This is a genomic window from Plantibacter sp. VKM Ac-2876, from assembly GCF_015350715.1.
GTDB lineage: Bacteria > Actinomycetota > Actinomycetes > Actinomycetales > Microbacteriaceae > Plantibacter > Plantibacter auratus.
In genome coordinates this window covers 633,178-657,061 of the sequence record NZ_JADKSI010000003.1, presented here as the reverse complement: position 1 = coordinate 657,061, position 23,884 = coordinate 633,178, and the positions used below count along the sequence as shown (strand labels likewise).

The following is a 23,884-nucleotide window of genomic DNA, read 5'->3' as shown; positions in this document are numbered from 1 at the left end:
GGCCCCTGAGCGCCACTCCCGGTCCCGGCGCGCCTTTCCCAGTCCCCGAGCACCCCGCCCGGTCCACGAGCACCCCGCCCGGCCCCCGAGCACCCCGCCCGGCCCCCGAGCACCTTTCCCGGTCCCTGAGCCCCCTACGGTCCCTGAGCCTGTCGAAGGGTGGCGACCCCCGTCGAGAGGTGCGAGCCCGATGACCCGCGACCTCAGAACTCGACGTCCGCCACCGGCGGGAACTCGGTGATCGGCTCATCGCCGAACGGGGCGAGTTCCAGGTAGGTCGGCCGGTCGTCCTCGAAGAAGAGGAGGAGGAACGCGTTCGCGGTACTCGCCTCGAGGACCGTCTGACGCGTCGGAGCCGGCCGGCCGCCGCTGTCGCGAATCAGGTCGATCGAGGGACAGGTGCCGCACCCGCACGTCCCGTGCACCATGACGCCCGGGAGCTGTCCCGCCCACCGTTCTCGATCGGAGGCGGCGATGGCCCGGTCGGCACCCGGCTCCGTTCCGCGAGCGATCAGGGCGACGATGAGGTCGCGCTCGCGGTCGGACAGTGCGCGCATATGGCGAGTGTACGCGGCCCCACGAGCAGTCCATCGCCGCTCGCAGAGCCCGGCGAGGCATCCGCGCGCAACAGACGTTGGCTAAATATCCCAGATCAGCGGCTGAATCGGTCGGCGTTCGAATGTCAGTGGCTCGTGTTTGGATGTTCCCATGTCCAGCAGCCCACGCGTTCCCCTCGGTCCGGTCGCCGCCGACCCCTTGGGCACGCTCGGCGAGACGGTGTCCGAATTCCTCCGCACCTGGTCGGGCGCGCTCGACCCGATCCGCCCGGGCGACGACGCCATCGAGCAGCTCGCCGGCATGAACGACGCCGGCGTGGTCCGCGTCCTCGACCAGCTGGGTGCGGTGCAGCATGTGGTCGAGGTCCTTGCCGCCCGCGTCATGGGCTCGGTGTCGGAGCGCTCCCGCAGCGGCCTCGTCGGCCACGACCCACTGGCACGGAGTCACGGGTACGCGACGCCGGCCGTCATGCTCTCGGAGCGGTGGCGCATCCCGCGCGGACGCGCCGCCACGATCACCTCGGTCGCTCAGGCGATCACCCCCAAGCGCGCCCTCACCGGCGACGTCATCGAATGCGACCGCCCCGAGATCGCCGCCGCCATCGAACCCCGGCCCGCCGCCGACGCCCCCTGCCTGCCGCTGACCGAAGGCGACAACCCGACGTGCACGGTCGACCACGACGAGGCGACCACCCCATCCGGCTTCGTCCGGTCCGCACTCAGCGTCGAGGGCGCGGGCATCCTGCTGCGCGAGCTGCGACTGGTGGGCTCCGGTGTCGACGACGAACGCGTCCACCGTGCCGTCAGCGCCGGCATCGAGCACTGCGACGGTGCACCGCTCGCCGAGGTCAGCAGCCTCGCCAAGCTCGTCCGCACCAGCCTCGACCAAGACGGCCCCGTGCCGCGCGAGATCGCGCTCCGGAAGCAGCAGCGCTGCACCCTCCGCGAACTCCCCGACGGCATGACCGAGCTCCGCGCCTTCCTCGCGCCCGAGGCTGCTGGATGGATCCGCGCGACGATGGACGCCGTCGTCGGCAAACAGCTGCGGCAGGTCCGGTTCGTCGATCCCTCCGATGAAACGGCCGCGGCGGCAGCAGCCAGCGGTGAGCTGCCCTCCGCGGATCCCCTCGACGACGCCTACGTTCCGGCCGCAGAGATGCCCGACACCCGCACGATGGACGAGCGTCGAGTGGAAGCCCTCGTCGGGGTCTTCCGTCACGCCGCGGGTTGCGAGTCGGCGGTCATGGAACTGGCGCCCGTCTCCCTCATCATCCGCATGGACGAACCCGATCTGGCCGACGACGGCCAGTGGTCCGACGGCAGGGCCTACATCGACGGCGTCTCCGAACCGATCTCCGCCGGCACCGCACGGTGCATGGCGGCCGACGGACGGATCATCCCCATGGTGCTCGGCGGGCCGTCCCAGGTGCTCGACCTCGGAGTCGGCACACGGTTGTTCACCAAGGGGCAGAAGATGGCCCTCGCTGAGCGCGATGGCGGCTGCGCCTGGACTGGCTGTACCCATCCACCGTCGTATACCGAGGCCCATCACCTTGTCTGGTGGTCACGGGGCGGACCGACCGACCTGTCCAACGGCATCCTCTTGTGCAGCTTCCATCACCATCGCATCCACAACGACGGCTGGGAGGTCATCGTGCGCGACCACGTGCCCTGGTTCATCCCGCCCGCGCACATCGATCCGCATCGCATTCCACGACGCGGCGGCAAGCCGAGGCTGCGCGCTGCGTGACGCACTCAGCACGACCGGACGATTATCTCGACGTCAACCCAATCCACGCGGCCGGATGCTCCGAAGCACTGTTTCCGGTCATTTTCGTTACCCGAACGCGCAAATGGCCGGCGCGCATGGCCTGGGCCAAGCGGTCCCGGCACATGCGACCGGGCGGAGTGCAGCAACGAAGCTGCCGCTCCGCCTTCCTCCCCCGCTGGGCTCGAACCAAGAACTCTCCCGTAAGGCCTTCGACAAGCTCAGGGACCGGGGCAAGCGCTCCGGAACGGAGACCGGTCATTGAGCTTGTCGAAATGCACCACGGACGACCCTCCCGATCGGACCAGTCACCCGGAAGACTCTTCGACAAGCTCAGGCGTGTCAGGGCGCCCGGCGGCAGCACGAAGCCCCGCCCTCGACCGGAGTCGAGGACGGGGCTTCGCAGGGTGAGACTAGGCCGTGACCTGCGCGCCCTTGCGGCGAGCAGCTGCGAACAGCATGCCCGCAGCACCGAGGAGCAGCAGTGCGGCAGCGCCACCGACGAGGACACCCGAGTCCGAGCCGGTGTCAGCAAGCGTCGGGACGACCGGGGCGCCAGCGGCGACCGGGTCGGCGATGACGGCGATCGCGTCCTCGGCGAAGACACCCGCGCTGTCAGTCACACGGAAGGTGTACGTACCGACCTGGATGCCCTCGCCCACGAAGGTGAGGTCAGCTGCGGCGAAACCACCGTCTGCGTCGGCGATGACCGTGTCGCCACCGTCAGCGGACCCGAAGACCTCGCCGTTGGGGTCGATGACGCTGATCGTCAGGGTGTCACCCGGGGTGAAGCCCGTGACGGTCACCTTGAAGCCCGCACCACCAGGACGGACGTCCGAGAAGTAGATCGTGTCGGGGTCGACGACCACCAGCGGGTCGAAGACCGGAGCGACGACCGGAGCAGCGAAGTTGTAGTCATCGCCGTTGAACGAGATCGTCTGGACGACGTCGTCGCCACCGGCGATGACGAGCACGCCGAAGGCGAGCAGGTCGAAGCTGCCGAGCGCGGTGCTCAGGTCGGCGATGGACGTCGGCGTGTTCGCGGCGATGCCCGCAATGTCATCGCTGCTCGCGACCCAGTTGCCGGTGAGGCCCGCTGCGCCCGGGTTCTCGGGACGAAGCGTGGTGAAGCTCGTGGTCACACCGGTCTCGGCGTAGACCGGGATCTGGAAGTAGGCCAGGTCGTTCGTCGACACGACTCCAGCCGTCGCCGCGATCGTCGCGAAGGTGACATCCGCGCCGTCGACCGCGACCGGAGCTGCGTAGCCGTTGATGATCTGCGAAGGACCGGTCATCTCGAGGCCGGCGTCGGTGACAACCGCGTCAGCGCCGGGCGGGGTGGTCGAGCCGGGAAGGCCGTAGCCTTCGTGCCAGCCGGTGTACACCGTCTCGTTGGCAGCGACCTGGTCATCGGTGACCTGGATCTCAGCTGCAGACGCGGGGCCTGCGATGAGGAGGGTGGATCCGGCGACAACTGCGAGGCCGGTGGCGAGAGCCGCAGTGCGGCGTGACGTCTTCAAATTCACTGAGGTGAGTACTTTCGTCTAGGGGTCCGACAGGCGCGACGTACCTGTCGGTTTTCTGAGACTAAGCGGATTCCCAGGGAAAGTTAATAGGGGGAACCACTCATTCTTCTGTCCTCCGCTCGGGGGACATGAGAGCGAGGGTCGCCCGTGCGCCCTTCGACAAGCTCAGGGACCGGAGCGCCGGGACTACGCCAGGGCGGCGACCGTCTGGCGAGCGATCTCGAGTTCCTCGTTCGTCGGGACGACGAGGACGGTCACCGGGGAGTCGTCCGTCGAGATCACCCGGATGCCACGCGCACGCTCGGCGTTGCGGTCCTCGTCGAGGATGATGCCGAGCCCCTCGAGCCCCTGCACCGCACCCGCGCGGATCAACGGCGCGTTCTCACCGACACCTGCGGTGAACACCACCACGTCGAGACCACCGAGGACCGCGAGGTACGCCCCGAGGTAGTGCCGCAAGCGGTGGACGGTCACGTCGAGCGCGAGCTGCGCCGCTTCGTCGCCCTTCGACGCCGACTCCGTCACGTCGCGCATGTCTCCTTTACCCGACAGCCCCAGCAGACCGCTGCGACGGTTGAGCAGTGTGTCGAGCTCGTCGAACCCGAGCCCCGCCTTGCGATGCAGGTGGAACAGCACCGCGGGGTCGAGGTCGCCGGAACGCGTGCCCATGACGAGTCCTTCGAGGGGCGTCATGCCCATCGAGGTGTCGACCGAGCGGCCACCGTCGATCGCGCACGCCGACGCCCCGTTGCCGAGGTGGAAGACGATCTGCTTCAGCTCACCGAGCGGACGGTCGAGGAACGCGGCAGCCGCCTGCGACACGAACTTGTGCGAGGTGCCGTGGAAGCCGTACCGACGCACGCGGTGCTTCGCGGCGAGCTCCGCATCGATCGCGTAGGTGTACGCCGCCGCAGGGATGGTCTGGTGGAATGCCGTGTCGAACACCGCCACGTGCGGGACGTCGGGGAACGCGACCTGCGCCGCGTTGATGCCCTGCAGGTTCGCCGGGTTGTGCAGCGGCGCGAGCTCGGAGATGTCCTCGATGTTGATCTTCACGAGGTCCGTCACGACGGTCGGCTCGAAGAAGCGCTTCCCGCCGTGCACCACCCGGTGGCCGACCGCGATCGGCGCGTGCTCGTCGAGCGACGGCCCGTGTTCCGCGAACGCGTCGAGCATGACCCGGAACCCGGCCGTGTGATCGGGGATCTCGCGCTCGATGACCCAACGTTCCTCGATGGGCGGCGTCGTCGCACCGGCCGCATCCGGGAGGTAGGACCGGTGCTCGGCGGCACCCGTCGCGTCGCCGATGCGCTCGACGAGCCCGCTGGCGAGCGTCCGCTCCGTCTCGACATCGATGAGCTGGTACTTGAACGACGAGGAACCGGAGTTCACCACGAGGACGGTGGGCATGTGTGTCTGGACCTATTCCTGTTCCTGCGCCTGGATGGCGGTGATCGCGACGGTGTTGACGATGTCCTGCACGAGCGCGCCGCGCGACAGGTCGTTGATCGGCTTGTTGAGCCCCTGCAGCACCGGACCGATCGCGACGGCGCCAGCCGAACGCTGCACCGCCTTGTACGTGTTGTTGCCGGTGTTGAGGTCGGGGAAGATGAACACCGTCGCGCGGCCGGCGACCTGCGAGTCGGGCATCTTCGTCGCGGCGACCGCGGCGTCGGCAGCGGCGTCGTACTGGATCGGCCCCTCGACGAGGAGGTCAGGCCGACGCTCGCGCACCTGCCGGGTCGCCGAGCGGACCTTCTCGACGTCGGCACCGGCACCGGAGTCACCGGTGGAGTACGACAGCATCGCGATGCGCTGCTCGATCCCGAACTGCTCCGCCGTCTCGGCCGACGAGATCGCGATGTCGGCGAGCTGGGCGTCGGTCGGGTCGGGGTTCACCGCGCAGTCACCGTAGACCAGCACGCGGTCGGCGAGCGCCATGAGGAACACGCTCGACACCACGGAGACGCCGTGCTTCGTCTTGATGATCTCGAACGACGGCCGGATGGTGTGCGCCGTCGTGTGGGCGGCGCCCGAGACCATGCCGTCGGCGAGCCCGAGGTGCACCATCATCGTGCCGAAGTAGGAGACGTCGGTGACGGCGTCGCTCGCCATGTCGATCGTGACGCCCTTGTGGGCCCGCAACCGGGCGTACTCCTCGGCGAACTTCAGGCGCAGGACCGCGTCGAAGGGGCTGACGATGGTCGCCTTGCTGAGGTCGATGCCGAGCTCGATGGCCCGCGACCGCACCTCGATCTCCTCACCGAGGATGGTGAGGTCGGCGACCTCACGGGCGAGCAGGGTGCCGGCCGCGCGGAGGATGCGGTCGTCGTCGCCCTCCGGCAACACGATGTGCTTGCGGTTCGACCGCGCACGCTCCAGCAGCCCGTATTCGAACATGAGGGGCGTCACGACGTCGGCGCGCGCCACGTTGAGCAGCTCGAGCAGGAGCGGTGCGTCGACGTTCTGCTCGAACAGCGCGAGCGCGGTGTCGTACTTGCGCTGCGAGTCGGCGGCGAGACGGCCACGGGTGTTCATGACGCGGACCGCGGTGTCGTAGGTGCCGAGGTCGGTGCTGACGATCGGCGGGATCTCGCCGAGACCGGAGATGAGCTCCTCCACGACCTCGGGCAGCGGGAACCCACCGTTGAGCACGATGCCCGCGATCGACGGGAACGTGCCCGAGGCGTTGGCCATGAGCGCGGCGAGCAGCACCTCCGTGCGGTCGGCCGGGATCACGATGACGGATCCCTCGGTGATGCGCGGGAGCACGTTCACCATGGACATGCCCGCCACGACGACGCCGAGCGCCTCGCGGGTGAGCAGCTCCTCGCTGCCCTTCACGAGGGTGCCGTCGACGGCCTCGAGGATGCTGTCCATGGTCGGCGCGATGAGGAACGTGTCTTCGGGGATCGCCCAGACGGGGACCATCGCGGCACCGGCGGCGTGACCGGCCGGGGCGACGACGGAACCGTTCGCGGAACCGTTCGGGTGGATGGCGTCGCTGATCGCGGCGGTGATCTCGAGGAGCTTGTCGGGATCGGCGCGGTTCGCGACGACGGCGAGCAACTGGGCGTGCGCGTCGGCGAGCTCACCGAGGGCGAGTTCGGCGATGTTGCGCATGTCGTCGGGTGTGCGGGCGACGGACTGGCCGAGCTGCTCCCCCGCACCCTGACCGGCGCGACCGCCGAGCACGAGGAGGACGGGCGCACCGAGGTTGGTGGCGATCCGCGCGTTGTAGCCGAGCTCCGTCGGGCTGCCGACGTCGGTGTAGTCGGAACCGAGGATGACGACCGCGTCGCACTGCGCCTCGATGTGCTTGTACCGCTGGACGATGCGCGAGAGCGCCGCCTCGGGATCGGTGTGCACGTCGTCGTAGCTGACGCCGATGCAGTCCTCGTAGGCGAGGTCGACGCCGTCGTGCTCGAGCAGCAGCTGCAGCACGTAGTCGGGTTTCGTGGTGGACCGCGCGATGGGGCGGAACACCCCGATCCGCTCGATCTGATGGCTCAGGGTGTCGAGGACCCCGAGGGCCACCGTCGACTTCCCGGAGTGTCCTTCGGCAGAGATGATGTAAATGCTTCGCGCCACGGTTTCCAGCCTACGGGGGGCGGGCTCTGCGGGGGCTGGGTAAGCGCACAATGTCGTGGTGCTCTGGCGGACGGGCGCGAGCGCAGGAGATCGGCGCGAGAGCAGGAGGAACGGGCGCCGGATGTCCTGCTGCCGAGCGGATGTCCTGCTGCGGCGCGGGCGGGCGGGCGGGGCCGATCGTGCAGGGTCGGCGACAGGCACCGCGGGCACGAAAAGACTCCCCGCGCACCCGCCAGAGCCCGGTTACCCTTGCTGCGTTTCCGCCCTGGGGGAGTTGGCCTGGATGGCGCCACGCGGGGAGCCGTCACCTAGTGTACCCGAGCCGCGACCGGGTTGCGTACGCCCCGGTTGAGGCGTTGACTGGCGGATCTGGGACCACTGGCCCCAGACCACCGATCGACCGCCGTCCCCACGAACGGGCGGCGCACCGATCGGGACCGCATCGAACGAGAGGACTCACATGACCGACGTCGTCATCGCCGGAGGACACGGACAGATCGCCCTGCACCTGCAGCGACTGCTCGCCGAAGCAGGACACTCCCCCGCCGGCATCATCCGCAACCCCGAGCAGGTGGGCGAACTCCAGGGCATCGGCTCCCGCGCCATCGTCCTCGACCTCGAGCACTCCTCGGCAGCCGAACTCGCCGACGAACTCGCCGGAGCCGACGTCGTCGTGTTCGCGGCGGGAGCCGGCCCGAACAGCGGCGCCGACCGCAAGCTCACCCTCGACCGCGACGGCGCCATCCTCCTCGCCGAGGCGGCCGAGCTCGCCAAGGTCCCGCGCTACATCATGGTGTCCGCGATGAGCACCGACGACTTCGACCCGGAGTCGGACGACGTGTTCCAGGTCTACCTGCGGGCCAAGTCCGAGGCGGACGCCGACCTCCGCGGGCGCGACCTCGACTGGACGATCGTCCGCCCGGGCGGTCTGACCGACGACGCCCCGACCGGCACGATCACCGCCGCGTCGACCACCGACCGCGGCTCGATCCCGCGCGCCGACGTCGCCGCCGTGCTGTTCGCGCTCATCGAGTCGGGCTCGGCGTCCCGCACGCAGTTCGAGGTCATCGGCGGCGAGACCCCGATCCGCGAGGCGCTCGCGGCGCTGTAGGTCCCTGCACCTCGACAGGCTCGGTGAACGGACACCCGTTCCCGAGCCTGTCGTCGTCTCGGGCGCACCCGGTCCCTGAGCCTGTCGAAGGGCACCGTGAGAAGACCCCACCCTTCGACAAGCTCAGGGACCGGAGAACGTCTCACCGACCGGGTACGTGTTCAGTGCTCGGGTCCACACAACCGATGCGGGTGCTGGCTCCGAAGAGTTCCCTGACCCGCAGCGGCATCGTGTGCGTGCAACCTGGCGCACATATGGAGTTCCTGTGGGCGACACGTCCAGGGGTGTTACCTGTTCGTTATCAGTCCTAGGATCGGGCAACGGGTTCCGGCCCGGACGATGTACGCAGCGCGACGGAGGCCGATGATGGACCAACGCTACGACCCCGCGTTCCAGCGCGGACACACCGACGAGCGCACGCGCCCGAACGCCGGTGACACCGGCCGCCGCAGCCACCTCGCCTCGCTCGAGGAGATCGCCCCACAGCTCATCCAGCCGCCCACCGACGGTCGCCCCGTCCGCCCGCCGACCGACGACCGGTTCGACGACGGCCCGCGCGCCCAGCCGTCCCGCGGCATGCCCTCGCAGGCCGACCGTCGCATCCACCCGTTCGAAGCTCGGACCGGCGACACCACGGCGGTCGCCGATCAGCCTGGGGTGGCAGGTCCCGACGCACAGCAGACCCAGCTCGACCAGCAGCGGTACGAGGAGTACCTCGACGCCGTCGACGCCCATCGCGTCCGCGCCGTCGTGTGGGAACGGGTCCTCTGGATCGTCGGTGTCGTCTTCACGCTCGGCGGCGGCGTGGGGCTGTGGCAGTCGTTCACCCTGCTGTACCGCGGGTTCGTCGGCGACAGCGGCCCGACCGACAACTACCTCTGGATGCAGTTCCTCGGAGCACTCGCCCCGACCCTCATCACGATCGGCCTCGCCACCATCGTCGCGCTGCTGTTCAAGCGCATGCTCGACCACGACCGCAGGAGCCGACCATGACCGAGCAGAGCAACACCAGCCGCGCCCCACGGGACACCGTCGCCGAACTGAAGCCCGCGCTGAACGCCGAGGAGTTCCAGGTGCTCGCCGAGCGCATCCTCGACAACGTCGAGCGCGTCCTCGACGGCAAGCCGTTCGCCGCGCGGATGGCGCTCATCGTGATGCTCGCCGAGGGTCACCTGCTCATCGAGGACGTCCCCGGCGTCGGCAAGACCGTCCTCGCGAAGGCCCTCGCCGCGTCCGTCGGCAGCACCGTCCGCCGCATCCAGTTCACGCCCGACCTGCTCCCGTCCGACGTCACCGGCGTCTCGATCTTCAACCAGGTCGACCGCGAGTTCGAGTTCAAGCCCGGCGCGGTGTTCGCGAACATCGTCATCGCCGACGAGATCAACCGCTCCTCGCCGAAGACCCAGTCGGCGTTGCTTGAGTCGATGGAGGAGCGTCAGGTCACGGTCGACGGCGAGACGCACGCCCTGCCGTCGCCGTTCACCGTCGTCGCCACGCAGAACCCGCTCGAGATGGAGGGCACCTACGCCCTGCCGGAAGCCCAGCGCGACCGCTTCATGGCGCGCATCTCGATGGGATACCCCGACGCGTCCGCCGAGCTCGCGATGCTCCGCCAGCGTGACACGGTCAACCCGCTCGACACCATCGGACCGGTCGCGTCACGCGGCGACGTCGAGCGCCTCATCGCCTGGGCCCGCGGTGTCTTCGTGTCGCCGATCGTCGAGCAGTACTGCGTCTCGCTCGTGCAGGCGACCCGTGTTCACCCCGAACTCCGCCTCGGCGCGAGCCCGCGCGCCACCCTGCAACTCGTCCGTGCGGCCAAGGTCCTCGCAGCGCTCGACGGCCGCGAGTTCGTCCTCCCCGACGACATCGACCAGCTGCTGGCACCGGTCCTCGCCCACCGGCTCATCCCCACCCGCCGCGCGGTGAGCGCCCACGACCGCTCGGGCGTCCAGGCGGTCTCCGAAGTGCTCGTCGAGCTGCTGGAGCGGACACCCGTGCCGCACTCCGGTCGCACCGAGCTGAGGTCCTGATCCGATGGCCCCGCAACGCGACCGCCGGATCGCCGTGATCCGGCACCGGAGGTCCTGAGCCCATGAAGCGTCGCGTGCCGTTGACGAGACGCGCAGTCGGCGTGCTCATCGCGGCCGGTGTGTGCCTCATCTTCGCGCGCGGGATCGGCTCGCTGGAGTTGCTCGCAGCGGCCGGCCTGCTCGTCGCGCTCGTCGCCGCCAGCTTCGGCGCGGTCTACCTCGAGCGGCCGTCGCTCCGGGTCGACCGCACCACCCGCCCCGACCTCGTCGCGGTCGGCGGTCGGATCTCCGTCGAGGTCACGATCGCCGAGACGAGCGCACTCCCCCACGTCCACACGGAGTGGAAGGACCGCGTGCCGGCCGGACTCGCCGGCAGCGCCGAGGGGACCCTGCCGAGTACCGGCGTCGCCGGCATCGGTTCGCGCCGTCGGACCGCCGAGTACACCGTGACGGCGCTGCGTCGCGGGGAACACGAGCTCGGTCCGCTCGGACTCACCGTGAGCGACCCGTTCGGCCTCGTCGTCCGTCGGCGCGACGTCGGCGGGACGCATGCGGTCGTCGTCCTGCCGGAGGTCGTCGTCCTGCCGGAGATCCCCGCACTCACCGCCAGCCGCGACGGTTCCACGCGCCCGTCGTCGCTGCACGTCGGCGCGGGCGAGGACGACATCATCGCCCGTCCCTACCTGCCGGGAGACGCGATCCGCCGACTGCACTGGCGGGCGAGCGCACACCACGGTGAGCTGATGGTGCGGCAGGAGGAGCAACGCAACGACCCCGAGGCGACCGTCCTCCTCGACACCGCCGCAGCCCACTGGGCCTGGCCCGACGACGATCCGTCGTACCTGCCGGCCTTCGAGCAGGCCGTGTCGCTGGCGGCCTCGATCACCGCCCACCTCGTCGACGCCGACTACCGCGTCAACCTCGTCGGTGCCGGCACCGAGGAGCTCTCCCGCGAGATCAGTGCGAGATCTGCCGCCGGTGGCCTGCGGTCCAGCCCCGTCGGCGACATGGGCGACGCGCTCGCCCGCGGCGGACAGCATCTCGAGGAGGACGACCTCGACGCCGCCCTGCTCGACCTGGCCCTCCTGCGTCCGTCGGTCCGGCCCGATCGGTTCCTCGACCTCTCACCCGTCATCGCCGCGCGCCGGTCGCAGCCGGTCATCGCGATCCTCGGCGACGTCGAGGAGGGCGATCTCGGCGAGCTGACCGCGGTCGCGCACCTGTCACCGCTCCCCGTCGCACTCCTCCCGGCCGGCGCCCGGCGTCGGAGCATCGAGCTCCTGGAGTCGGCCGGGTGGCGCTGCCACGTCGGCGAGCGGGGCGCATCGTTCCAGGCGCTGTGGTCCGGCACGAGCGGTCCGGCGACCACCACGCTGGCGCCGTCGCCCGGCCGCGCTGATTGGGGCAGCCGGGGCGGTCGGGGCGGTCGTCGGGGTGCCGGAGGTGCGTATGTCCGTCGCTGAGGAACGCCGCGCGGCGGCCGCAGCCCATGGCCGAGTGTCGTCTCGCGGAGGCGTGCCATCGAGCGTCCGTGCTGGCGCCGGCTCGTCGAACCCTCGGCGACCGTCCCGCGGTGGAACGAGCGGCGGGTCGTGGTCGGGAAGCGCCGGCGGACGCCGCGACGACCCACGCGACACCGCGAACGTCGGCGACCTGCGTCTGGGCCTCGCCGCCTTCCTCCTCCTCGCGACGGGTGGCCTCGGGTTCGGGCGGGTGCTCGACGCGCTGGACTGGTGGTTCGTCACGAACCTCGTCATCGCGATCGTCCTCACCACGGCGATCCTCCTCCGGCGCACGAGACTGCCTGCGGTGTTCGTGTGGCTCGGTGCCGGCGTCGCGTGGCTGTTGACGATCACGCTGTTCTTCGCCAGTGAGACGGCGATCGTGGGCATCGTCCCGACCCCGGCGACGCTCGGCGCCTTCGAGCGGTTGCGTGACGCCGGCTTCCAGACGTTCCACGACGGCTCGGCCCCACTCGACACCGACGCAGGCGTCGTCTTCGTCATGGCCGCGGGCGGTGGCCTCGTCGCACTGGCGGTCGCCTGGCTCGTGCTCGGCCGCCACGCGCCGGTGCTCGCGGCCGTCCTGGTCTTCGCCGTGTACGCCGGGCCGACGGTCGCCGTGTCGTTCCCCCTCGATCCGTGGGTGTTCGCGTTCGTCGCCCTCTCCTTCCTCTGGCTGCTCCGCGAGGACGTCCGACGCCGCGAGTTGCTGCGAGCGCTCGCCTCGGCCCGGGCTGCCGGCGAGGGACGCGGCGCCGGACCGTCGGCGATGACCGGTGCCGGTCGCTTCGGAGGCCTCGGCCCGGCCGTCCTGGTCAGTGCCGTCGCGGTGGTCGTCGCCCTCCTCACGCCGGCGGTGCTCCCCGATCTCGCCGTCCGGGACGTGACCGCCGGTGCCCGTGGCAGCGGTCCGTTCGTGAACGGCATCAACCCGCTCATCTCGCTCGGCCAGAGTCTGCGGCGCCCCGCGAACACGACCGCGCTCGAATACACGACCACCGCGGACGAACCGCCGTACCTCAAGGTCACCGACCTCAACGAGTTCACCGGCACCGTCTGGGGACCGGACAACTCGGGCTACAACGACGGCAACACGCTCGACGCCTTCCCCGCGCCGGCCGGGCTCAGCGAGGCGATCCCGGTGGAGACCTTCGAGACGACGGTCACGGTGGACTCGCTGTCGAGCCCCTGGCTGCCGTTGCCGTATCCGACGCAGAAGGTCGACGGGCTCCGCGGTGACTGGCGGTTCGAGGCCGCCGGGCTGACGGCGATGGCGGAGCGTGGATCCACCCGCGGGCAGACCTACACGGCGACGAGCACGGCGATCCTGCCGACCGCACAGCAGATGCGCGACGTCCCGCCGGTCGCCGACCCGGCGTCAGCCGCCCCGTACCTCGAGCTGCCGGACGACCTGCCGCAGATCATCCGGGACACGGCCGCCGACGTCACGGCGACCGCCTCCACCGACTACGACCGCGCGATCGCCCTGCAGCGCTACTTCCGCAGCACCTTCGAGTACTCGGAGTCGGCACCCGTCGAGGAGGGCTTCGACGGCAGCGGAGCCGAGGTCATCGCGACGTTCCTGGAGCGCAAGGCCGGCTACTGCATCCACTTCTCGTCCGCGATGGCCGTGATGTCGCGCGTCCTCGGCATCCCGGCGCGCATCGCCATCGGGTACCTGCCGGGGACGACGATCGACAACACCCCGGCGAACCGCGACACCTACATCGTCACCTCGGACCAGTTGCACGCCTGGCCGGAGCTGTACTTCGAGGGTGTGGGCTGGGTGCCGTTCGAGCCGACGGCCAGCCGTGGGGTCGTGACGCAGTTCAGCGACGCGAGCACGGCGACGCCCGGCAGCGGATCGGTGAGTCCCGACAGCCGTCCGGCTCCGACCGCGGCGTCGACGCCCACCCCCACTGCGGACGCGCTCGGCGGACCGACCTCGACGCAGTCCGGCGGGGCGTTCACCGCGGCCCTCGTCCCGCTCGCGATCCTGCTCGGCGTGCTCGTGCTGCTCGCCACCCCGTCGATCGCCCGGGGACTCCGGCGTGCGGCCGGGCGTCGGCGTGCACTCGCCGAGGCGACCTCGGCGGGCTGGGCCTGGGCGGAGTTCCTCGACACCGCCCGCGACCTCGGCTTCCCCGTGACGTCGGCGGAGTCACCACGCGGGTTCGCGTCGAGGCTGCGCGGGCAGTTCCGGATCGAGTCGCCGGCCGTCGACCGGCTCGTGGCGGCGGTCGAGCGGGAGAGCTACGCGCCGAGCGCTGGCGAGCGACGCGACATCGGGGGCGATCCCCGGAGCCGTTCCTCGGCTGGTGGTACGGCGAGCGCCGGTTCGGTCGACGCGGCGTTGGCTGAGGCGAAGGCGGCCCTGCGGTCGGCGAGTCAGCCGCTCGAACGCGCCCTCGCGTCCGTCCTCCCGCGGTCGCTCGTGCTGCGGCGCGACCAACGGGTGGACTGGCGACCGCCTGCTGCGAGCTGACGCGAACGGCGCTCCGTGCCGGTGTCTCCGACTCCGGGCGTTCCTGCACTGCCGGGGTCGGAGCGCGGTGGCGGGGCCGGGTGGCGCGCGGCGGTCCGGGAACCAGGTATGCTGCTATCTGGCCGTTTTTCACAAACAGCCATGGAGAATTCGCCTAGTGGCCTATGGCGCACGCTTGGAAAGCGTGTTGGGTTAACGCCCTCGGGGGTTCGAATCCCCCATTCTCCGCCAGCTTCACCAGAACGCCCCGCCCGCCGTGGGGCGTTCTGCGTTTCCGGGGTCAACCCAAGTGACGTATTCCCGTGGCGCCAGCGCGGTGCGCTGACGTGAGCGCGGGTCACGCGCGTGAGCGCGGGTCTCCGGAGGGGCGCGCTCAAGGCTACGACCCGCGCCCACGCCGAACTCGTCGGTTTCGCGCCAGCGCACCGCGCTGGCACCGAGTCCGCACATCTCACGTCAGCGCACCGCGCTGAGCGGGTCGATTATTCGAGGGTTGACAGTTAGAACTCAAAGCGTTAGCGTTCTAACCATGGACGACGAGACACCCACCCTCAGCAGCACACTCGAACTGGTCCGCTGGATCGGGTGGGCACAGCGCAAGGCCGGCGAGGACTGGATCCGAGCCCGCGAGCTCAGTCACGAACAGGCCTTCGTCCTCGGCCACCTCGTCCGGCATCCAGGATCGAGCCAACGCGACATCGCCGAGGTGAGCCGGACGAGCGCCGCCAGCGTCTCGAGCCTCCTGCAGGGACTCGAACGTCGAGACCTCGTCGAACGCCGCACGGAGGACGGGAACGCACGCACCAAGCGCGTCTACGCCACCCCGCTCGGCACCGACCTCATCGCCGGGTTCGAGACCGCGATGGCCGAGGCCGACGACATCATCCTCACCCCGTTGGACCAGAACGAACGCGACACCCTGCACGCTCTGCTCACGAAGCTCACGGCGCACCTGCCACAGCCGACCCGCTGATCACCGCTCGGAGAACCCGAGCTCCCTGACCACGCGCCGAGACCACTCGCCGCGTCACTCACCGACCGCCGCACACGATGGCGACCGCGAACGCCACGACGGCGCTGTCCGTCGCGCCCGAACGCCCGCTGAGCCCGTCCGCTCAGCCCGCGCCGGACGACCACCCCAATCACTGAACCTTCGCCGCGCCGGCGCTCATCGTCGCGCCCGGAACCCGCCCGAAACGGAGCCTGCCATGCACCCCGAAGACCACACCGATCCCACGACCGGAACGCCCGTCCCCAGCGGCACCGCACCATCAACGGCCAACGCGCCATCGACCGCTACAGCGAACGAGGTGGGCAGCAACCGCTGGTACCTCGCGACCGCCCCGATCATCCGGGCACTGATCCATCTGTGTGTCCCGATGGCAGCGGCCCTGGTCGTCAGCGCCGTCTACAACCTCATCAACGCGGGCGTCGTCGGCTCGCTGCACGACACCACCCTGCTCGCCGCGATCACGCTCGGAGCCCCGATCCTCGGACTGATCATGGCCATCGGCGACCTGTTCGGCGTCGGTGGCGGCGCGCTCATCTCCAGACTCCTGGGCGCATCAGAACACGACCCTGCACAGGCCGGGGACATCAAACGGGCCGCTTCCTTCTCCGTCTGGGGCGCGTTCCTGACGGGCGCCGTCCTGGGTGGGATCGGCCTCGTGTTCCTCGGTCCACTCGTGTCGCTGCTCGGGGCGGACGCGGTCACCGCACCGGCGACCTCGGCGTTCATCGGCGTCATGCTCGCGTTCGTCCCCGTCATGGCGACCGCGTTCTGTCTGGAACAGCTGGTGCGGGCCGAGGGGGCCGCGCGTCAGGTCATGATCGCCCTCATCGCGTCGGCCGTGGCGAACCTCGTCCTCGATCTCGTCTTCATCCTCGGGTTCGGCTGGGGCGTCGCCGGCGCAGCGCTCGCGATGGGACTGGCGAACCTCGGTGTCCTCGTCTACTTCGTGGCGTGGTTGCAGCGCAACAGCGAGCACGTCAGCCTGGCTCCGCGCTGGTTCACGCTGTCGCCGACGATCCTCAAGCCGGTCCTCGGTGTCGGCGTCAGCACGCTCCTACAGTCGGGGTTCCTCATCGTCACCGCACTCGTGTTGAACACGCTGGCCGCGGCCTACGGAGACGCGCCACTCGCCGCCATGGGCGTCGCGGTCCGGATCGCCCAGGTGCCCGAGTTCCTGGTCATGGGCGTCACCTTCGGCGTACTCCCGCTCCTCGCCTACGCCTTCGGCAAGGGCGACGGCGCACGCCTCCGGTCTGCTCTCCGCGCCTCGGCGCTCACGGTCGGTGGGATCTCGATCCTCTTCGCCGGCGTCGTCTTCGTCCTGCGTGAGCCGATCGTCTCCGCGTTCATCGCCGATCCCGCCGTCCTCGGTCTCGGCGTCACGATCCTCGTCGCCCAGCTCACCGCGATGATCGCCAACGGGTTCACCGGGCTCATCACCTCGCTCTTCCAAGCGACCGGGCGAGCACTCCCTGCAGCGGTCATGGCCGTCACCCAGGGCGTGCTGTTCGTCCCGATCGTCCTCCTCGGCAACCTGTGGTTCGGACTCGGTGGCATCGTCTGGTCGCTCACCGTCACGGAGGTCATCGTCTTCCTAGTCGGTGTCCTGCTCTGGCTCGGCTCGCGACGTGCCATCAGCCGTGGGCTCGCAGCCGGTTCCCCGGAGCGTGCCGACGCCCAACTCGCCGACGCCTGACGGACTGCCAGCGCGGTGCGCTGACGTGAGCGCGGGTCACATGCGTGAGCGCGGGTCTCCAGCGGGCCGCGCTCACGTGCATGACCCGCGCTCACGCCGATTGCAGCGATCTCACGTCGCCGCACCGCGCCGGCACCCACACCACCGCGCTCGGGTCGGCGCACCGCGCTGGCGACACCTCGCCGGGCGCACGGGACGTCCCGGGAGCATCACTCCGCAGAGGCGTCCAGGGGTATCCGCATCACCGCGTTCTCGATGAGCACCCCGCGACGCTCGACCCGCTGCTCGCGGACCACGACGAAGCCGTGGCGCTCGAACACCGGCTGCGCCGTCCGACTGGCCTGCACGGTCACCTCTCGGAGCCCCACCGCCCGAGCTTCGTCGAGCACCTGACGGATGAGCGCGGACCCGACGCCGTGTCGTCCCGCGTCCGGATCGACGAACAGCATGTCGAGGTAGCCGATCTCGACGTCCAGATCGGTGAAACCGACCACCGCGTCGTCGAGCTCGGCCACCCACGTCGTCACAGCCGCGCGGCGGGCGGCCCAGTCGTCCAGCACGGCACTCAGCGAGTCGTCCGGCACCCATGCGGCGAGCTGCTCGGCCGTGTAGTGAGCGGCTGCCGTCACCCGCACCGCGCGTTCGAAGATCGACCTGGTCGCCCGCGCATCGGTGTCGCGGTAGCGGCGGATCCTGAGGTCGTCGAGCACGCGCGTCAGCCTAGCCGGAGCACGGGGGCTCCGAGGGCAAGCGACCTCAGCCCTCGATGGCCGGGATCTCCGAGAGGTCGGTGTACACAGGGATCCCGCGCTCACGGGCGATCGCGACGTCGGTGTCGGCACCGGACGACTCCCCCGGCAACCGGAGCACGGCGTCGCAGTGCTGGAGCAGCCGCCTCGCCGTCTCGTACATGACGTCGCCGTCGCCCGACGCGGTGTCGATCCCGCGCAGGATCGGCAGCGCGACCCACTCCCCGATCATCGGGACATGACCGAGCGCGTAGATCGGCGCTGCAGCGGCCTCGAGTCGTTCCAGGTTGCGGGCGATGGCGTCGGGATCACCACCGGTCCCTGAGCGGTAAGGGCCGGCGATGAGGATGAGGAGTGGCGATGTCATGTCCAGCACTGTAGCGTTAACCGTGCACGATCGTGCAACACCATGAAGGAGCACGCATGTTGAGCGCACAACGACGGTCACACCTGCTCGACCTCCTCGACCGCGACGGCCGGATCGTCGCCAAGGACGCCGCCGCTGCGCTCGGACTCTCGGAGGACTCGATCCGCCGAGACCTCCGCGAGCTGGCCGAAGCAGGCCTCTGCGTCCGCGTCTACGGCGGCGCACTCCCGGTCGCCGCAGCCGACCGCCCGTTCCGGGATCGGCTGTCCCTCGGGACGGCGAGCAAGGAGCGCGTCGCCCGCGTCGCCGCCGAGCGGATCCGACCAGGCAGCACCGTCATCATCGACGCCGGCACCACCGCGCTCGCGCTCGCGCGACTCCTCCCGGACGATCCGACCCTCACCGTCATCACCCCGAGCCCGGCGGTCGCCCTCGCCGTGGCGGAACACTCGCCGGCACGCGTCATCATGATCGGCGGCGAACTCGGACGTCACTCGATGGTCGCGGGCGGCGCCCTCGCCGCGGAGGCCATCCGACACCTGAGCGCCGACGCCTGCTTCCTCGGCGTCACGGGTTTCCATCCCGAGCACGGCCTCACCACCGGCGACCTCGACGACGCCGCGACGAAGCGCGCTCTCGCCGAACGCAGCACCGACGTCTACGTCCTCGCGAGCGAGGAGAAGGTCGGAGCCTTCTCCCGGTACCCGGTGCTCGACGTCGGCGAGGTCACCGAGGTCATCGTCGACCCGCAGGCGGACGAACCTGATCCGTCGACGCGGACCGGGGGTTCAGACGCGCGGGATCGTCAGGATCGCGGGTAGGTCTCGGCGAGGAACGCGGCGTAGCCACCCGGGGTCCGGCCACGTCGCCGACCCGAGGTCTCGACGGGCGCATCGAGCGTCGGCACGACCCGGAGACCCGCCGCCCGGGCACGCTCGACGAGATCGACGTCCTCATGCTCGGCCAACTCTCGGAAGCCGCCGAGTTCGTCGAGCCGATCGGCCCTGACACCGAGATTGGCCCCGTGCACGTTGCCCGGCAGATGTCCGGGCGGGTGGGTCAGCGACCACCGCTCAACGTCCTCCTCGGAGAAGTCAGTGAAGTCGGGGCGAACGGTCCCCAGGAGCACGTCGACACCGTCGTCGAAGGCATCGGCGTGCACGGAGAACCAATCCTCAGGAACACGCGAGTCGGCGTCGGTGTTCGCGATCCACCGCTCTGAGACGTCGGCAGCGGCCGATCCGGCAGCGCCCGATCCTGCAGCGGCCGCGACACCTGCGCGCCGGGCCGCCCCGACACTGCGCTCATCGATGACGACCGTGACGGCCTCCTCGGAATCGAAGCCCGCCAACCGCTCCCGGACGATCCGCGCCGTGTCGTCGCGACAGTCGTCGAGCACCACGACGATCCCCACCTGCAGCTCGGGACGACGGCGCAGCACGACGGCACGGGCGACGAGCAGCGCGTCGAGGCACGCCCCGATCAGCTCCTCCTCGTCGTGCGCGGGCACGACGGCATCGATCCGTCGCAGCATCAGCCCGTCAGACCGTCCACCGCGGCGACGCTCGCCTCGTCGGCTGGCACGAGGACGTCGAGCAGGAAGTCGTCCTCGACGTGCTGGATCGACCGACGTCCGGGCCAGCGCTCGAGCAAGCGGCGATGGACGAACTCGGCGGAGGTCGTGGCGTGGTCGTCGGGGTGCCGCCAGTGACACGCGACGATGCTCCCGCCGGGCGTGAGCGAGCCGAGGAGGTGGTCGATGACCCGGTCGAGGTCGGTCTCGGACAGGTAGTAGCCGACCTCCGACATCACCACGAGGTCGAAGGCACCACTCGGCCAGTCGTCCGGGAGCGTGCCCCGCTCGAACCGGGCGGCGGGCACCCGTCGACGGGCGAGCTCGAGGGGCGCTTCGGCGATGTCGACCCCGAGCACGTCGTCGCTGCGGTCCGCGAGCCGCTCCGTGAGCACCCCCGTCGCGCAGCCGAGTTCGAGCACCGAACCGTAGCGCTGACGCGGCAGGGCGGCGAGGAGGACCCGACGTTTGCGCTCCTCGTACCAGGACCCGAAGTCCCAGCCGTCGGGGTGGTCGCGGTAGTGGTCCTCGAACGACTCCTTCGACCGCGAGGTCGCATCAGCTGTCACGGCGTCCGTGGTGGTGTCGGTGTCGGAGCCCGCCGCCGCGCGTGCATCCGAGTCGCTGTCGGGCTCCAGGCCCAGCGCACGGCCGTTCGGGAACAGGACCTCGAACCGCCGCGCGTAGTGCTGCAGGTGGTGGTGGTCGACGATCGCCTCGTCACCCGGTGCGTCCGAGAGGGGCTCCGTCTGCGAGGGGTAGGCGTCCATCGCGGCGATCTTCGCCCCGTGCGCCGCCGCGTCGAGCGGGACGATCCGCGCCTCGGCCCACGGCAGGGTCGCGTCGTCGGTGTCGGCCCAGTGCCAGAGCCAGATCGGGAACTCCACGAGCGCGAGGTCGAGCTCGGTCGCGAGCGCCGTGGCGAGTTCGCCCGCGATCCGGTGGTCGCGGTGCCCGTCGCCGCGCCAGGGGGCGACGATGAGCGGTCGCGATCCGGCGGTGGCGACCGCTGCACGCAGTCGCCCTGCGATGCCCGCGCGTTCGGCTTCGAGGCCGCCGTCCGGGACGTGCAGGACGTCGTAGCCGACCGTCGGGTGGAGACGACCGACCGCGTCGACGAACTCGGCCTCCCGGCGCGGGGCGAGTTCCTCGGGCGTGGTGCTCGGCGAGTCAGGGTGCGATCCCTCACCGAGGGTCACGAGGAGGACCTCGAGCGGGATCCCGGCGGCTGCGGCTGCCGCGATCAGCCCGCCGGCTCCGAGCGACTCGTCGTCGGGGTGCGGCGACAGGACGACGACGCCTGTGGCGTGGCGCCAGCCCTCCCAGACGGGCAGGTCGAGCTCGTGCAAGCGGGTCGCCCAGGCGGCTGCCGACGTGCCGGGGTCGCGGTGGTCGAAGGCGGGCATCAGTCGGCCTCCACCAGCATGCGGCCGTAGCGCGCGAGGTCGCGGTCGCCGTGGTCCTGCTGGACGTAGAGCTCGAGGTCGGACATCCGCGCGAGGTAGGCGGGCTCGGAGGTGAGCGGGCCGGGGCCGAGTGCTCCGAGCACCCCGGCGCGGATGGCGTCGACCCGACCGCGGACCGTCGACCGCACACGCTGGGCGAGGCGCGGTCCGGCCGCGTCGTCGGCGTGGCCGTGCTCGATGGCCTGGGCCGCGTCGGCGATCGCCTGCTCGGCGATCGAGAGGTCGATGGCCGCGGCGCCGAGCGTGCGGAGGAGGAGGTCAGCGTCGGGTCGCGTGCGTGCCGCGGCGAGCAGGCGGTCGACGAGCGTGACCGCGCCGCCCCACCAGCAGGCGGCGACGCCGATCCCGCCCCAGGAGAAGCCGGGGCGTCGCAGGTACCACCCGTCGTCGCCGACCGGGGACGCCGGGACGCTGTCGAAGCCGACCGGGCCACTCGGGACGAGCGGCAGTCCGCGGGCGAGCCACGCGCTGTCGTCGGTCGTGACCCCGGGGTCGGTGAGCGCGACCGCGAACAGCCGCCGCTCCCCCGGCGCCGTGTGGGCGGTGACGAGGGCGTCGCTCAGGTGGGAGGCGAGGGAGCACCACGGCTTGGTGCCCGACAGCTGCCAGGCGTCGTCGACCAGGGTCGCGTCGAGACGCAGCCCGGGTGCCTCGGCCGCGAACACACCCCAGGTGGAGACGGTCGGCGGTTCGAGGTCGGCCTGATGCAGGATGGCGAGCGCGTCGAGGTGCGGTTCGACGACCCGAGCGAGCGTGACGTCGACCGCGGCGATCGCGCCGAGTCCCGCGAAGACGCGCCCGGCGGTGTGCTGTTCGAGCGGGCCGACGAGTCGCACGGCTGTGGAGGTGAAGGCCAGGCGCGACTCGATGCTCGCCAACGATCCTGTCGCCGCGTCGTGCAGAGCGTCGAGGTCGAGGGAGGTGCCGCTGGAAGGCCAGGCGGTCGACTGCAGACGGATCATGCGATCCGCGTCTGGTGTCGGGGTTCCATCGGTGCGCGCATGCGACCTCCTCGCGTCGTGGCGGTCCAAGTCTCGCACCGCCATGCCCCGCCGCCCGACCCTGGACCCCGACCATCGACCCTGGTAGTGCGTCAGCGCGGTGCGCTGACGCGAGCGCGGGTTGCGGCGGGGCCGTCAGCGCGGTGCGCTGACGCGAGCGCGGGTCATGGACGTGGGCGCGGGTCTCCGGAGGGGCGCGCTCGGTCGCCTGACCCGCGCTCACGCCGGTTCCCTCGGGTTCGCGTCAGCGCACCGCGCTGACGCCAGGTTTCGGCAACTCAGCTCAGCGCACCGCGCCGGCACCCCGCTCGGGCGGGACACCGGCACGGGCTCAGTCGCGGAAGAGGGCGCTGTAGGCGTTGATCGCCGGCTGCCCACCGAGGTGCGCATAGAGGACGTTGCTGGACGCCGGGATGTCACCACTCGTCACGAGGTCGATGAGCCCCGCCATCGACTTCCCCTCGTAGACCGGGTCGATGATGACACCCTCGAGCCGACCGGTCAGGCGGATCGCCTCCATCGTCGACTCGACCGGGATCCCGTAGAGGTCGCCGGCCCACCCCTCCAAGACCGTGATCTCGTCGTCGCGGAGCTCGCGTTCGAGGCCGATGAGCTCCGCCGTGTTGCGGGCGATACGTGCGACCTGGTCGCGGGTCTCCTGGATCTTCGCCGACGCATCGATGCCGATCACCCGGCGCGGGCGGTCCTGCCCGGCGAACCCGGCGATCATGCCGGCGTGCGTGGACCCGGTGACGCTGCAGACGACGATCGTGTCGAAGAACACCCCGAGTTCACGCTCCTGCTGCTCGACCTCCGCGGCCCAGTTCGCGAAGCCGAGACCACCGAGCCGGTGGTCCGACGCCCCGGCTGGGATCGCGTACGGGGTGCCGCCGCGTTCGCGCACGTCGTCGAGGGCACGCTCCCAGCTCGACTTGAAGCCGATACCGAAGCCCGCGGGATCGAGACGGACCTCGGCCCCCATTATCCGCGACAGCAGGATGTTGCCGACCCGGTCGTTCACGGCGTCCGGCCAGTCCACCCAGTTCTCCTGCACGAGCACCGCCTGCATCCCGAGCTTCGCCGCGACCGCCGCGACCTGACGCGTGTGGTTCGACTGGTAGCCACCGATCGACACGAGCGTGTCGGCACCCTGCGCGATCGCATCGGGGATGAGGTACTCCAGCTTGCGGGTCTTGTTGCCGCCGTAGGCGAGACCGCTGTTGACGTCCTCGCGCTTGGCCCAGATCGTCGCGCCGCCGAGGTGGGCGGTGAGGCGGTTGAGTTCGTGAACGGGACTCGGTCCGAAGGTGAGCGGGTAGCGGGAGAAGTCGCTGAGGGACATGTGGTGGCTCCTGGGTCTCGGTGGTGCGGCTGAGTGGTGGCGATCGGTGCGGCGGGCCCCTCGACGAGCTCGGGGAACGGGTGGGGCGTCGGGCACCCGGTCGGG

The 23,884-nt window shown here is 70.6% G+C and carries 19 protein-coding genes, 1 tRNA gene and 1 other RNA gene; 10 read left to right on the top strand and 11 right to left on the bottom strand.

The window, feature by feature from the left end:
• Positions 1-203: 203 nt before the first annotated feature.
• Positions 204-557 (bottom strand): hypothetical protein, encoded by a 354-nt coding sequence (locus ITJ62_RS15605; protein ID WP_194604002.1) that lies wholly within the window; start codon positions 555-557, stop codon positions 204-206.
• 151 nt (positions 558-708) lie between these two features.
• On the opposite strand from ITJ62_RS15605, the gene ITJ62_RS15600 reads away from it, so the two are divergent.
• Complete coding sequence (locus tag ITJ62_RS15600; RefSeq protein ID WP_194603999.1) at positions 709-2,307, top strand: HNH endonuclease signature motif containing protein; 1,599 nt, start codon at positions 709-711, stop codon at positions 2,305-2,307.
• A gap of 431 nt (positions 2,308-2,738) precedes the next feature.
• Here the strand turns inward: ITJ62_RS15600 and ITJ62_RS15595 are convergent, their stop codons facing one another.
• The 4 genes from ITJ62_RS15595 to ffs form a co-directional block, all read right to left on the bottom strand.
• Positions 2,739-3,851 (bottom strand): hypothetical protein, encoded by a 1,113-nt coding sequence (locus ITJ62_RS15595; RefSeq protein WP_194603996.1) that lies wholly within the window; start codon positions 3,849-3,851, stop codon positions 2,739-2,741.
• 186 nt (positions 3,852-4,037) lie between these two features.
• Positions 4,038-5,261 carry an acetate/propionate family kinase gene (locus tag ITJ62_RS15590; protein WP_194603993.1) on the bottom strand — a complete coding sequence of 408 codons (1,224 nt, stop codon included), beginning with the start codon at positions 5,259-5,261 and terminating at the stop codon, positions 4,038-4,040.
• Positions 5,262-5,273: 12 nt separating this feature from the next.
• On the bottom strand, positions 5,274-7,442 hold the full coding sequence (pta, locus tag ITJ62_RS15585) for a phosphate acetyltransferase (protein WP_194603990.1): 2,169 nt from the start codon (positions 7,440-7,442) through the stop codon (positions 5,274-5,276).
• 209 nt (positions 7,443-7,651) lie between these two features.
• Positions 7,652-7,748: signal recognition particle sRNA small type (gene ffs, locus ITJ62_RS15580), an RNA gene on the bottom strand.
• A 154-nt stretch (positions 7,749-7,902) separates the two neighbouring features.
• On the opposite strand from ffs, the gene ITJ62_RS15575 reads away from it, so the two are divergent.
• The 8 genes from ITJ62_RS15575 (at position 7,903) to ITJ62_RS15540 (ending at position 17,281) form a co-directional block, all read left to right on the top strand.
• On the top strand, positions 7,903-8,553 hold the full coding sequence (locus ITJ62_RS15575; protein WP_194603987.1) for an SDR family oxidoreductase: 651 nt from the start codon (positions 7,903-7,905) through the stop codon (positions 8,551-8,553).
• A 363-nt stretch (positions 8,554-8,916) separates the two neighbouring features.
• Positions 8,917-9,546, top strand: coding sequence for a hypothetical protein (locus ITJ62_RS15570; RefSeq protein ID WP_194603984.1), 630 nt, complete (start codon positions 8,917-8,919; stop codon positions 9,544-9,546).
• Complete coding sequence (locus tag ITJ62_RS15565) at positions 9,543-10,586, top strand: MoxR family ATPase (protein ID WP_086475010.1); 1,044 nt, start codon at positions 9,543-9,545, stop codon at positions 10,584-10,586. Before ITJ62_RS15570 ends, ITJ62_RS15565 begins: the two co-directional genes overlap by 4 nt.
• 80 nt (positions 10,587-10,666) lie before the next feature.
• Entirely contained in the window at positions 10,667-12,049 is a 1,383-nt protein-coding gene (locus tag ITJ62_RS15560; RefSeq protein WP_194603980.1) for a DUF58 domain-containing protein, read from the top strand.
• Positions 12,036-14,573 (top strand): DUF3488 and transglutaminase-like domain-containing protein, encoded by a 2,538-nt coding sequence (locus tag ITJ62_RS15555; RefSeq protein WP_194603976.1) that lies wholly within the window; start codon positions 12,036-12,038, stop codon positions 14,571-14,573. The genes ITJ62_RS15560 and ITJ62_RS15555 overlap by 14 nt, the downstream gene beginning before the upstream one ends.
• A 143-nt stretch (positions 14,574-14,716) precedes the next feature.
• Positions 14,717-14,804 (top strand) — tRNA-Ser (locus ITJ62_RS15550).
• Positions 14,805-15,102: 298 nt separating this feature from the next.
• Entirely contained in the window at positions 15,103-15,546 is a 444-nt protein-coding gene (locus tag ITJ62_RS15545) for a MarR family winged helix-turn-helix transcriptional regulator (protein ID WP_194603974.1), read from the top strand.
• 235 nt (positions 15,547-15,781) lie between these two features.
• Positions 15,782-17,281 carry an MATE family efflux transporter gene (locus ITJ62_RS15540; protein WP_194603971.1) on the top strand — a complete coding sequence of 500 codons (1,500 nt, stop codon included), beginning with the start codon at positions 15,782-15,784 and terminating at the stop codon, positions 17,279-17,281.
• A 209-nt stretch (positions 17,282-17,490) separates the two neighbouring features.
• On the opposite strand, the gene ITJ62_RS15535 is transcribed toward ITJ62_RS15540, so the two are convergent.
• Both ITJ62_RS15535 and ITJ62_RS15530 read right to left on the bottom strand, forming a co-directional pair.
• A complete protein-coding gene (locus ITJ62_RS15535; protein WP_194603968.1) occupies positions 17,491-17,991 on the bottom strand; it encodes a GNAT family N-acetyltransferase in 501 nt (166 codons plus the stop codon).
• Between the two features lie 46 nt (positions 17,992-18,037).
• Positions 18,038-18,397, bottom strand: coding sequence for a DUF4406 domain-containing protein (locus tag ITJ62_RS15530; protein ID WP_194603965.1), 360 nt, complete (start codon positions 18,395-18,397; stop codon positions 18,038-18,040).
• A gap of 56 nt (positions 18,398-18,453) precedes the next feature.
• Between ITJ62_RS15530 and ITJ62_RS15525 the strand changes: the two genes are divergently transcribed.
• On the top strand, positions 18,454-19,218 hold the full coding sequence (locus ITJ62_RS15525) for a DeoR/GlpR family DNA-binding transcription regulator (protein WP_194603962.1): 765 nt from the start codon (positions 18,454-18,456) through the stop codon (positions 19,216-19,218).
• Here ITJ62_RS15525 and ITJ62_RS15520 read toward each other — a convergent pair.
• From ITJ62_RS15520 to ITJ62_RS15505, 4 genes are all read right to left on the bottom strand, one after another.
• Complete coding sequence (locus ITJ62_RS15520) at positions 19,203-19,907, bottom strand: glycosyltransferase family 2 protein (protein WP_370581952.1); 705 nt, start codon at positions 19,905-19,907, stop codon at positions 19,203-19,205. The two genes, ITJ62_RS15525 and ITJ62_RS15520, sit on opposite strands and share 16 nt — an antisense overlap.
• Before the next feature lie 23 nt (positions 19,908-19,930).
• Entirely contained in the window at positions 19,931-21,376 is a 1,446-nt protein-coding gene (locus ITJ62_RS15515; protein ID WP_194603956.1) for a bifunctional PIG-L family deacetylase/class I SAM-dependent methyltransferase, read from the bottom strand.
• Positions 21,376-22,398, bottom strand: coding sequence for an acyl-CoA dehydrogenase (locus ITJ62_RS15510; RefSeq protein ID WP_194603953.1), 1,023 nt, complete (start codon positions 22,396-22,398; stop codon positions 21,376-21,378). Before ITJ62_RS15510 ends, ITJ62_RS15515 begins: the two co-directional genes overlap by 1 nt.
• A 370-nt stretch (positions 22,399-22,768) precedes the next feature.
• Complete coding sequence (locus tag ITJ62_RS15505; RefSeq protein ID WP_194603950.1) at positions 22,769-23,779, bottom strand: 1-aminocyclopropane-1-carboxylate deaminase; 1,011 nt, start codon at positions 23,777-23,779, stop codon at positions 22,769-22,771.
• Positions 23,780-23,884 lie beyond the last annotated feature (105 nt).